The sequence below is a fragment of the Alteromonas sp. KUL106 genome (assembly GCF_009811415.1).
Taxonomy (GTDB): domain Bacteria; phylum Pseudomonadota; class Gammaproteobacteria; order Enterobacterales; family Alteromonadaceae; genus Alteromonas.
Window position 1 is genome coordinate 164,013 of sequence record NZ_BLIG01000008.1, and the last position, 12,183, is coordinate 176,195.

9 protein-coding genes and 1 riboswitch are annotated in these 12,183 nt (G+C 45.6%); of the genes, 5 read left to right on the forward strand and 4 right to left on the reverse strand.

Features of this window, described 5'->3' with window-relative positions; genetic code table 11:
• Positions 1–312 precede the first annotated feature (312 nt).
• From ccoG to GVO63_RS03985, 5 genes are all read left to right on the forward strand, one after another.
• Positions 313–1,743 carry a cytochrome c oxidase accessory protein CcoG gene (gene ccoG / locus GVO63_RS03965; protein WP_159578196.1) on the forward strand — a complete coding sequence of 477 codons (1,431 nt, stop codon included), beginning with the start codon at positions 313–315 and terminating at the stop codon, positions 1,741–1,743.
• Positions 1,740–2,723 (forward strand): serine/threonine protein kinase, encoded by a 984-nt coding sequence (locus GVO63_RS03970; protein ID WP_159578197.1) that lies wholly within the window; start codon positions 1,740–1,742, stop codon positions 2,721–2,723. The genes ccoG and GVO63_RS03970 overlap by 4 nt, the downstream gene beginning before the upstream one ends.
• 195 nt (positions 2,724–2,918) lie before the next feature.
• A riboswitch (cobalamin riboswitch) is annotated at positions 2,919–3,183 on the forward strand.
• Positions 3,184–3,270: 87 nt separating this feature from the next.
• Complete coding sequence (locus tag GVO63_RS03975) at positions 3,271–5,196, forward strand: TonB-dependent siderophore receptor (protein ID WP_159578198.1); 1,926 nt, start codon at positions 3,271–3,273, stop codon at positions 5,194–5,196.
• Positions 5,197–5,528: 332 nt separating this feature from the next.
• Positions 5,529–6,161: a thiol:disulfide interchange protein DsbA/DsbL gene (locus GVO63_RS03980; RefSeq protein ID WP_159490300.1), complete on the forward strand. Its 633-nt coding sequence runs from the start codon at positions 5,529–5,531 to the stop codon at positions 6,159–6,161.
• Positions 6,162–6,247: 86 nt separating this feature from the next.
• Entirely contained in the window at positions 6,248–6,838 is a 591-nt protein-coding gene (locus GVO63_RS03985; RefSeq protein WP_159578199.1) for an HD family hydrolase, read from the forward strand.
• A gap of 70 nt (positions 6,839–6,908) precedes the next feature.
• On the opposite strand, the gene GVO63_RS03990 is transcribed toward GVO63_RS03985, so the two are convergent.
• The 4 genes from GVO63_RS03990 to GVO63_RS04005 form a co-directional block, all read right to left on the reverse strand.
• A complete protein-coding gene (locus GVO63_RS03990; RefSeq protein WP_159578200.1) occupies positions 6,909–8,129 on the reverse strand; it encodes an alginate export family protein in 1,221 nt (406 codons plus the stop codon).
• 130 nt (positions 8,130–8,259) lie between these two features.
• Positions 8,260–9,135: an ABC transporter ATP-binding protein gene (locus GVO63_RS03995; RefSeq protein WP_159490294.1), complete on the reverse strand. Its 876-nt coding sequence runs from the start codon at positions 9,133–9,135 to the stop codon at positions 8,260–8,262.
• 16 nt (positions 9,136–9,151) lie between these two features.
• Positions 9,152–10,066, reverse strand: a complete 915-nt coding sequence (locus GVO63_RS04000; RefSeq protein ID WP_236552051.1) for an ABC transporter permease — start codon at positions 10,064–10,066, stop codon at positions 9,152–9,154.
• A gap of 166 nt (positions 10,067–10,232) precedes the next feature.
• Positions 10,233–11,642 (reverse strand): CmpA/NrtA family ABC transporter substrate-binding protein, encoded by a 1,410-nt coding sequence (locus GVO63_RS04005; protein WP_159490292.1) that lies wholly within the window; start codon positions 11,640–11,642, stop codon positions 10,233–10,235.
• Positions 11,643–12,183 lie beyond the last annotated feature (541 nt).

Genomic DNA, 12,183 nt, shown 5'->3' on the forward strand with positions numbered 1-12,183 from the left:
ACACGATACGCTCAGTCATTGACCATATCAATGTTGAAGATATTAGTGTGATAACCATTTAATTGTAAATACTGAGAACTATACTCAAGTATGCTATGCGACAAAAAACACGCAGTATCATAGTGTGTATTTACCAGTCCGCATAAAACACAGAGATATTGCACCCCGCCAAATTAATTTTCTGAAGTTTCAGTATTGACTGAAACCTCAGAAAGATACACCATACGTCGTATTGTTGATCTATATTAAAGATGATGGTGTGAACGCAGTTATACTGCGCAGGCAGTTCGCTACATCATATAAGGTTAAGCTATGAATGAACAAATACCGGTAAAGACCGTTACGCCGGTAAAGGTACATAAACCCAAAGGGGGCACTGAAGGCAAACGCTACGACTCCCGTAGTCGCATCTATGTACGTGCAGTGCAAGGCCCGCTTGAGACGTTCAGACGATTCTTCGGACTCTTCTTTTTAGCCCTGTTCGCCGTAATTCCGTGGATTCAGTACAACGATCATCAAGCGGTTCTGCTCGATATTGGTGAACAGCGGTTTACCATTTTCTCGCTTACCTTGTGGCCTCAAGATCTCACGCTTTTGGCTTACATATTCATTGTTTCTGCCTTCGCCCTTTTCTTTGTGACAACTTTCGCTGGACGAGTTTGGTGTGGTTTTATGTGCCCTCAAACAACGTGGGTTTATATCTACACTTGGTTTGAAGAAAAGTTTGAGGGGCCCCGTAACAAGCGCATTGCCCTTGATGCACGTAAAATGGACATGGATAAGTTTTTACGAAAAACCGCCAAGCATACCGCATGGGTATTGGTCGCGCTTTTAACAGCGTTGACCTTCGTGGGCTACTTTACTCCAATTGGTGCGCTTTTTATTGACTTCGCAACATTTAACACCAGCTTCTGGGCTGGTTTTTCCGTTATCTTTTTCGCAGTGTGTACATATGGAAACGCAGGGTACATGAGGGAAATTATGTGTACACATATTTGCCCTTACGCACGTTTTCAATCTGCTATGTTCGATAAAGACACCTTCACGGTTTCTTACAATGCGAAGCGAGGGGAGCGTCGCGGCCCTCGTCCACGTAAACTTAGTCACGAGCAGGTCCAGGAAAAAGGTTTGGGCGATTGTATTGACTGCAACTTGTGCGTCCAGGTGTGTCCAACCGGCATTGATATTCGCAATGGCCTACAATATGAGTGTATTAACTGTGGCGCATGCGTTGATGCCTGTAACGGCGTTATGGATAAAATGGGGTATCCTAAGGGGCTTATCAGTTTCACTTCTGAAGAAGAACTGGCGGGGGGGAAGACCCACATCATTCGTCCAAAATTGATGGGGTATCTCGTGGTACTTCTGGTTATGACAGGGCTGCTCGTTGCCAACATCTGGACGCGAAGCCCCACTGAGGTCGACATTATTCGGGACAGAAACTCGCTGTATCGTGAGACTAATGAAGGCCTTATAGAAAATGTATATACCATTAAGGTTTTGAATAAAACGCAGCAAACCCAAACCTATACGATTTCGGTAAAAGGGTTACCTGATTATGAATACATTGGCGAGCAAACGGTAACGGTTGTCGGAGGCGCGGTTTACAGCACGCCGATTTCAGTTGCAACAGACGCCTATAATCTGGAAGATACGGTTACCGATATTTTTATCAGTGTAACCACCACAATTGATGGAGAAACGGTTACGGTTGATGAACCAACGAAGTTCCTTTATCAATGACAGACTTTTCTTTCTCTGGGCTTAGTCCAGATACCATACTCGATGCCCTGGAAAGTCAGGGCATTTTTCTTCAAAGTGGCTTGTTAGCACTCAATAGTTATGAAAACCGCGTTTACCAATTCCTTGCAGAAGATGGCATGCGTTACGTCGCCAAATTCTATCGTCCCGGTCGCTGGAGCGATGCTCAAATTAATGAAGAGCATGAGTTTGCTCAAGAGCTCATAGACAATGAAATCCCGTTAGCTGCACCTATCAACCTAAACGGCCGTACGTTGCATCACCACAAGGTGGGTGAGACTGACTATCGCTTTGCATTATTTCCTTCCGTAGGTGGTAGACAGTTTGAAAACGACAACCTTGATCAGCTTGAGTGGATGGGACGTTTCATAGGTCGCATTCATCGTGTAGCCCATGCTAAGACATTCACTTCTCGCCCATCTATTGACATAGAGAGCTACCTTGACGAGCCAAGACAAGTGCTTGAGCAAAGTACCTTATTACCTGATCACTTAAAAACCGCATTTTTTGCCATTTTAAATCCTGTTATTTCCGCTACCAAAGACGCCTATAAGCCAACATCATCGATTCGTCTGCACGGCGATTGTCATCCGGGAAATATTTTGTGGCGAGATGGGCCTACCTTTGTAGACCTTGATGATTGCCGTATGGGGCCAGCCGTGCAAGATTTGTGGATGATGCTAAGTGGCGACCGTCAACAGCAGCTCTTACAGCTCGATACCTTAGTTGAAGCCTACGAGGAATTTCATTCGTTCGATACCTCACAACTTGTGCTTATCGAGCCCCTTCGCGCCATGCGAATGGTCCATTACATGGCGTGGCTGTCAAGACGTTGGAAAGACCCAGCGTTTCCTCGCGCTTTTCCATGGTTTGCTGAAGACAAGTACTGGGAAGGTCAAATTCTTGCGTTAAAAGAACAAATGTCAGCCCTACAGGAACCCCCATTAAAGCTAGGCTATTAGAAAAAGATGAGACGTCTTCGTCTCATTTTTTTATTCATTGTCGTTCAATAGGCATTCTTACAACACCCACACCGCTTTGCTGCTCAATGAGGCTTTTTTACCAATCTCAATTATTCGTTACAAAACATTGATTAATACCAGTTAACAGACGGAAAGACGTGATAAATCATATTCGCTATCCCTTTGTAGTTTCTTTATAATCAGCGCCGCTTAGGTGCCCTTTCTCCCTCAGTTTAACGACGGCGACAAGGGTTAAACGGGAAATCAGTGAAACGCTGATGCTGCCCCCGCAACGGTAAACTCAACGCAATGTCGTTTTCTTTTCATACGCCACTGTCTTTTAAAAACGCAAGCGCATTATTGCGCCAACACGCGCTAAATGATGGGAAGGCAAAAGAGCTGGCACTTTCAACGTGCCGGTGAGTGAGCCCGGATACCGGCCTGTGCTTCATGGTGTCGTTTACGTTTTTAATCTTAAAAGCAGTAGATAGAACACTTCCCTTAAACATGTGCTCGGGCGGAGTACATCAAAGATAATATAAAAACCATGCGTACATATTTTAATAAAGCCGCGATTAGTGCTGCTGTTCTCTCGTGCTTAAGCACGTCTGCTTTTACCCAAACCTTAGACCAAGATATTGAAACATTAACGGTTACAGGCACACGATTGCCCATATCGCTAACCAAGCTTCCTGGCTCCGTTTCAGTGCTTACCGAACGTGATATTAAAGCGTCAGGAGCACTGCAGCTTACTGATCTTATCCGCGGTTTGCCGGGCGTCAGCTTAGCGCAGTCAGGCAGTCCGGGCGGCTTAACTGAGTTGCGGGTTCGTGGAAGCGAAACCAATCACCTGCTTATCCTAATTGATGGGGTTGTTTCTAATGATATAGGTCAAGGCAGTCTTGTTGACCTAGCCCACCTAACTAGCGCTAATGTGGTGCGCATTGAACTGCTTCGCGGCCCTCAAAGTGCACGTTGGGGCAGTGGTGCTATAGGTGGTGTGCTTAGTATCACAACTAAGTCTGGCCAATTTAGTACGAACGAGTCTCACGTCGATTTTACTGCGGCAACTGGAAACCAAGGTACTTTGCACGGCGGGATGAATGCCCGTTCGCAAAGTGAAAATGTAGGTGTGTCAGCGTACGCTAGCTACATCAAAACCGATGGCGACAACGTGTCTCGCGTTGGCAGTGAAGATGACGGCTACGATAATATGACGGCGGGTCTCAATCTCAATTACGCGGTTTCTTCTGAGCATACGTTAATAACAAACCTACGCTCGGTTTTTTACGAAAACGACTATGACGGCACTGATTTTGTCACTACAGGACTACCAACGGACACCGATAATGTCACCGATGGCTCTCAGCTTAGTGCGAAGTTACGCTGGGATTTTACCCCTCAAAATTCTTACTACCGTTCAACTTTAAGTGCACATTACCGAAAAGACGAAAACGACAATTCCGAGTCAGGCGCTGACGCAGGCGGTACAACGGGAGAGCGTATTGAGTTAAATTGGACAAGTTTTTACACCATTGAAAACTGGAATTTTGCTGGAGGTGTTGAGTACCTTCAACGACTGTTTAACCAGCGCGGTCCTATTAACTTTGGCGATCCCAATCAAAAGCAGCACGATAATACCTACAGCGTTTTTGCAGAGTCTAGCGGTCAATTAACGAAATCGTTAACTACCACGTTAAGCGCCAGATATGATAACAACAGCGAGTTTGATAATGCCGTTAGCTATCGCGCTGGACTAAACTGGCAGGTCAATAACTACTACGCTTTATTTACAAGCTATGGAAGAGCGGTTAAAACGCCTACCTTTACAGAACGCTTTGGCTTTTTCCCTGCCAGTTTTATTGGTAATCCAAACTTAGTGCCTGAAAAAAGTGAAGAATGGGAAGTGGGTGTTAAAGCAAACTGGAAAACGATAACTGGGCAGATCAGTGCCTATCGCGCAGACTTAGAAGATGAGATCAACGGTTTCATTTTCGTTTCAGACCTCGGTGCATTCAGTGCTGATAATATAAATGGCGAAAGCATCCGTGAAGGTGTAGACGTAGAGGTAAACTGGAGCAGTGACTATGGTGACATTACTGCGGCTTACAGCTACTTAGACGCAGAACAAACTGACAATGGCATTACCACGACAGAGCTTCGCCGTGCACGCCATCAAGGTTCACTGACTTATGCGACAGACTTTGGCACTGAGAAGTTTAGCTTATATACGAAGCTTGCCTATACAGGCACGCATTTCGATACCTTCTTCCCACCGTTTCCTGCTCCATCACAAACGCTAGCGCTCTCTGCCTATACGCTCGCGACTGTCAATCTTGGCTATCAGCTTGATGCCAAGTGGCGGGTTTCGCTGAAAGTCGATAATGTTTTTGATACCGACTATGAAGATATCGTGGGCTATGCAGGGCAAGAACGACGAGCGCTATTGTCTGTTAACTATACCATGCAGTAAACGCCATATTTACGCAAAGTACACAGGCTATATCGCAAGATATGGCCTTTTTATGGTCTATTCACTTTGCTCATAGCATGAACTGCTCAGAAATCTGGTTCATCTTTGATTCAGCCTAATTCTCATAGACTTAGTATGGGTAACCACAGCTTATCGCCTTGAATCTGGACTCAGTGTAATCTCATCACTTTGACACTGACGGGGTTTTGAATCCCGTTTTTCGGTGAGCTTATCGCGTATAGCGGTTTGAAGAACAACAGAGCCTAGTTAAGCGACCAATGCTGTGATAATCTCAACACCGAATAACCGTTTTAAACATAGGATCATATTCCATGAAAAAGTTTGCAGTAATGTTTGTCATGGCAATGCTTTTGCCATTAACGGCCTGTGCCCAAGAGCCAGCGTCCAAATGGAAAGAAGGGACGCACTATAAAGTACTTGATAAAGAAGCTACAGAGAAACCAGTCATTACTGAGTACTTCTCTTTTTGGTGCCCGCACTGCTTCCAGTTTGAACCTATCGTTGCGCAAATCAAAGAAAAGAAAAGCGACGGCACTAAGTTTAATAAAGTTCACGTAAACTTCATGCGTTTTACCGGCCCAGAAGTTCAAGACGATGCCACTAAGGCCATGCTTATCGCTCGTGCGATGAAGCAAGAAGATGCAATGAACGGTGCTATTTTTAACTATATCCACAAGCAGCGCGCATCAATAACCAGTCTGAAAGACCTTCGTAACATCTTCGTTGTAAACGGCGTAGACGGTGAAGAGTTCGATAAAATGGCCAATAGCTTTGGCGTAAACAGCATGCTGCGCAAGAACCAACAGCAAATTGATGAGTACCGTGAACACCTAACGGGTGTGCCAAGCTTCATCATCAATGGTAAATATCAGCCAACATTTACTGCCGATATGTCATTTGACGACATTGCTGATTTAATTGTGTGGTTGTCTGAACAGAAGTAATAGCCTCTAGACAGTGGTTTTTACGTTATACCTTACATTATAAAATGGGCGCTCAGGCGCCCATTTTCACGCCTAGGAGCCCCCGAATGTATGCAGTAAGCGACCTTGCTGATTTCATCTGTGAACTTGACCAATTAAAAGCGGTAAAGCGCCAGATCACCCTTTCCTGCGATAATTATCGTCAAGAAAACTCTGCTGAGCACAGCTGGCACGTTGCATTGATGGCAAATCTGTTAAGTGAATATGCGGTCAAACCTATTGATGTTGCTCGGGTCATTCGCATGATCCTGATTCACGATATTGTAGAAATCGACGCTGGCGATATGTTTGCTTTCAATCACCAAGCCGACCATAACGTACAAGCAGAGAAAGAGCTTGCTGCCGCCAAGCGGATTTTTGGTTTGCTACCTACTCCACTCGGAAATGAAATGCTCGAGTTGTGGCTTGAGTTTGAAGCAGCGGAAAGTGCAGATGCGGAATTTGCCAAAGCCATGGACCGAGTGCTCCCTGTTTTCCAAAACATGAAAGACAATGGAGGAAGCTGGAAACGCCATTCAATCGCGAGAGAGAAAATTGAAAAGCGTAATGCCCATTTGAAATCTTGCGCACCAGCCCTATGGGACTACGTTATGCTGCAGCTAGATATAGCCGTTGAAAAAGGTTGGCTAAGTCAATAACGACTCAGCCACCCCATGTTTGGTGTAGCTAGTAGGCTAAACGGTATCTATAAATCGACACGCCCAGCGATTAAAAGCGCGTGCCAACCCACATCCAGAAACTGTTGGTATCCACTTTTATATCACCCGCATCGTAAGTACCGTACTTAATACCGAAATCGTATTTACCTGCAAATTTCTTGGTATATTGCACATTAATCTCACTACCTAAATCGCTGACGCCATTGCTGCTATCGTCAGCCGTAAAGTCATGGTAGGCCAATAACCATTTACCACCGGCTAACGCACCAGACAGTGAAAACTTGAGGTCCTTTAAGCCCTGCGCTGGCGTACCCAAAAACTGATCGGTCCAACCGTTGAATTTGTGCAGGGTAGCGAGGGGCGTTGCAAAACCGTACTGCCCATCGTCAGAGCCCAATATTTCGTAATCAACTTTCGCCGTTACGCCAGAGAACGTGGCTGCTAGGTATGCATTTACATAAGATGCATCGAAGTCAATAGCAGTTTCTCCCACGCCAGTTTCGCTGGATTGAGTAGCCAATTCACCACCATAAGCCCAGCTAACGCTATCGCCGTTCATCTTCCCATCATAACTCACACCATAAGTATCGAGCGCATTGTCTGTATCGTTATCGACTTCTAACAAATAGGCATAGGCGACAAATTTACCCATCTTAGATGTATAGGTTGCGTGAAGGATATGGTCTTTTGAATCTAAATCGGCAGCTTCTGCAAAAATACGGTTGCGCTTGTACAGATAGCTGTAGAAAAGCGCTAGATTGTCCGTTGCCGCATATTTAGCACTGACAGCGTCGAAGGTCTGACGGTCTTGCCTCCAGCCAACGTGACCTACAAATCGGTGGTCATCTAGCGCAATAACTTGGCGTCCTACTCTAGCCGTGAAATCATCCGTTTTATATTGAATAAATGCTTGGTCAACTTCGGTGGTTTCAGGGTCCGCGATCACGGAATATTCACCTACATTAAAGCCTGTAGGCCCAACGGTAAATTCATCCTGCCCGAGTACAATGCGGCTATCTTCAACCTCGGCGGTAAATGAGAACCCATTTACACTACCCGAGCTAAACCCTAAACGCGTACGTAGGGTCAGTGCGCTTGCATCTTTTAATGCATTGTCTTGCTCTACCGACTCATAGCGCAAATTCAGGTCAGCCCATGCTTTTGAGTCGCTCAGGGCGGCGTGAATGTCAGCCGCCATTGCGTTGCCGCCTAACACTGTCATAACAGATGCCGCCAGCATATTAATGCTTAGTTTTTGTAACGTGTTCATGTGTATTCCCTATCGATTTTGATTTTTAATTAGTCAACACTTACCCAGCCAGCATTAAAATGCCGGTTGAAAAGTAAAAGTTATGGGCTGTGGGCGGTGAAGCTACCGCCCTTCTCAGATGCCGATAGTGTTAGGCAGCATCTGATTTCTTAGCGTCTTTTTTTTCAGATGACACCCCGCTGGATTTTGAAGACGCGCTATTAGCGCGAGAAGTAACGGTTTCAACCTTCTTCTGCTTGTCGTATAAGAAAGTTAATACCTCATGTCGGTAGTGGTTGTAGTGTTTATTGTCCGCAAGTGCCAACCTGTCTCGCGGGCGAGGTAATTCAATATCTAAAATTTCGCCAATGGTGGCTGCAGGGCCATTGTTCATCATAACAATGCGATCAGATAGCAAGACTGCCTCATCCACGTCGTGGGTAATCATTATGACGGTGTTACCTAAATCAGCATGAATTTCCATAAGCGAGTCTTGAAGGTGAGCACGCGTCAATGCGTCTAGCGCACCGAACGGTTCATCCATCAATAACACTTTAGGCTCCATAGCCAGCGCACGGGCAATGCCCACTCGCTGTTTCATCCCCCCAGAGATCTCACTGGGCAGTTTGTCGAGGGCGTGGGTCATGTGCACAAGTTCTAAGTTATGCATAATCCAATCGCGCATTTCACTTTTGCTCTTGCCCCGCATGGTCGATTTAACGGCCAGCTCAACATTTTTATAAACAGTAAGCCAAGGCAGTAATGAGTGATTTTGAAATACTACGGCGCGCTCAGGCCCCGGTTGCTTTACTTCAGCACCGTCTAAGATTACGCCACCAGAAGTAGCCTGATGCAAACCCGCGATAATATTTAATACCGTCGATTTGCCGCAGCCCGAATGGCCAATCAGCGACACAAATTCACCTTTACTGATTTTAAGGTTCACATCTTGAAGCGCAGTAAATGGCCCCTTCGGTGTTGGGAAGTCGATACCTACCTGCTCTAACTCTAAGTGTTTAGTGTGCATAAATTTCTCCTCAAACTTAGCGTAATACGCTCGACTTATCCCAGCTTACCGCGCGCTGAATCGATAACATTAAACGGTCCAAAACAAAACCAATTGCCCCAATAGTAAGCACTGCAACCATGATTCTGGCTAACGACTCTGAACTGCCGTTTTGAAACTCATCCCACACAAACTTTCCTAAGCCTGGGTTTTGAGCAAGCATTTCGGCAGCGATAAGTACCATCCAGCCAATGCCAAGCGACAATCGAAGCCCAGTAAAAATCATAGGAATGGAAGACGGCAGTACTATCTTTGTTAGGTGTGCAAAAGGAGTAAGGCGCAACACTTTACTCACGTTGATTAGATCTTTGTCTATATTTGAAACACCTACTGCGGTGTTGATAAGCGTTGGCCACAAGCAGCAAAGTGACACGGTGAAGGCAGAAGTGATGAAAGACTTTGAAAAGGCTGGGTCCTCGCTGACATAAAGCGCGCTGACTACCATAGTAACTAGCGGCAACCATGCTAACGGCGAAACGGGTTTAAACAATTGAATAAGCGGGTTTATCGCTGTGTATGCCGATTTGCTTAACCCACATACAATACCTACAGGGACCGCCACTACCGATGCGATAAAAAAGCCAACCATAACGGTGTAAAGGCTTGTCCAAATTTGATCAAAGAACGTGGGTGCACCGGTAAACTCTCTGATCTTTGGCTGATACGTTGGGTCCTGTGCCGAACGCGCGGCATTTCTCTCTTCCTGACGCTGGTAGAACGCATCTGCCTTTTCACGTTGAGCATTATGCTCGTCAATCAAGACACCGGCTTGCTCAAAAACTTGTGCAGGCCCCGGAAATTGCCCTAACGACGTGTCGATACTTTTTGCAACGCCATTCCAAAAGGCTAAAAACATCAGCAAGCCGATTACAGGCAGCAATAACGCAGGCATGGATTGATATAAACGACTCAACACAGAGCTGGCGTTTGACGGCGATGATGGAAGGCGAAGAATGGTTGTCATCTTGCTCATTGCTTGCTCCTGACACTTAATATGCATTAACGCATTGTGAGTACCCCGCCTTCATCAAAAACGACGGGGCGATTCTACGAGACACTTACAGTACAGTGTCGCCCTTAAGACCAATGTCAAATTGCTCTAAATAAGCGTTAGGTTTACTTCCATCAAACGTCACGCCATCAATAAATTCACTTTGAGGTGGCTTATAGCCTGTCTCTGTTCCAAACTCAGGGAAATCGGATGCTTGAGCTTTGCCCTCGGCGATAAGTGCTTTAGCAGCTTGAGCATAGACTTCTGGTTTGTAGACTTTTTTCGCGGTTTCTTTGTACCAGTCATCAGACTTTGCTTCTGAAATTTGGCCCCAGCGACGCATTTGAGTGAGATACCAAATCGCATCACTGTAGTAGGGGTACGTGGCGTTGTAGCGGAAGAATACGTTGAAATCAGGGACTTCACGCTTGTCGCCCTTTTCATATTCAAAAGTGCCGGTCATGCTATTAGCCAGTACGTCTTCATCCGCACCGACATAGTTGCTTTTAGCAAGTATTTTTACCGCTTCAGGACGGTTAGCGTTGTTGTTTTCGTCCAGCCACATTGCTGCACGAATTAATGCTTTAACGACACGGATGTGGGTATTAGGGTATTTTTCAGCCCAGCCTTGGCTTACGCCAAATACTTTTTCAGGGTTATTTTTCCAGATTTCGTAATCGGTGATCACCGGGACGCCTATACCTTTAAATACCGCCTGTTGGTTCCATGGCTCGCCGACACAGTAGCCATAGATAGTCCCTGCCTCCATCGTCGCTGGCATTTGCGGAGGCGGTGTGACCGACAGCAGCGCTTGCGCATCGATTTGACCCGCAGTATCACCTTTATGCGGTGCGTAGTAACCCGGATGAATGCCACCTGCTGCTAGCCAATAACGTAACTCGTAGTTATGCGTAGACACGGGAAATACCATACCCATATTGAAAGATTTCCCAGCACTGCGGTATTCGTCAATCACGGGTTTTAAATAGTCAGCTTTAATTGGATGTACGGGCTTTCCGTTTTCCTGAGGTATATGGGCCTTCATTTTCTCCCAAATTTCGTTTGATACGGTAATACCGTTACCGTTAAGGTCCATACTAAAAGCAGTCACAATATGGGATTCTGTACCAAAGCCGATAGTCGCACCCAATGGCTGACCTGCTAACATGTGAGCGCCATCCAGTTGACCGTCAATCACGCGGTCAAGCAACACTTTCCAATTAGCTTGCGCTTCCAACGTAACGTATAGTCCTTCATCTTCAAAAAAGCCTTTTTCATACGCCACCGCAAGCGGAGCCATATCCGTCAGCTTAATAAACCCAAACTTCAGTTCCTCTTTCTCAGGCCAACCTAGCGCGGTCGTTTGTGCGGAAACAGAAGTTGAAAACGTAGCTACAGAAACGACAAGTGCAGCACAAACGCTCGCACTCGCTGTTCTTAAGCGTTTAAATAGTGATATTGTCTTTAACTCAGTCATACGTGTTCCTCGTAGCCAAAAAAAAACCCACCAGCTATCGACATTTCACTGTCTAGCATGGTGGGCTTCGTTGCCGTGTTAGTAACATCGGAGTCATTACTAACGCATCAAGTTGTTGTCGGTAAGTCAGGAATTCCCGCTCACACACCTCATCTTAAAGGGAGGTTAATATAAAGCTTTAGCTTAAAAAACCATCTTTTATTATTGTTATAATCATTTGCCATAAATGCCGGAGAAGATGGAGCTTCCTTACTGCTCTCCACTGATTCCTAATAATTTTTCTTATTCACACTATGGTTAATGTTGTGCTTTACACGGTGCCACAGCACGCGTGTCGCACTTGCTGCCTAATACGGCAACTTTGCTGTTGCACGGTTTGTTTAGCAGCCAACGTGCCAAAAATTCAAGACATTGATAAATATAGAAAAAGCAACAGATTCACAGGTTGCAGAAAGAAACTGATTTATATTTTGATGCACCAAAACGGTGGCGTTGTTCAACCGTGGTGCGAATAGGCAATACCAATCCGTATAGATAATTG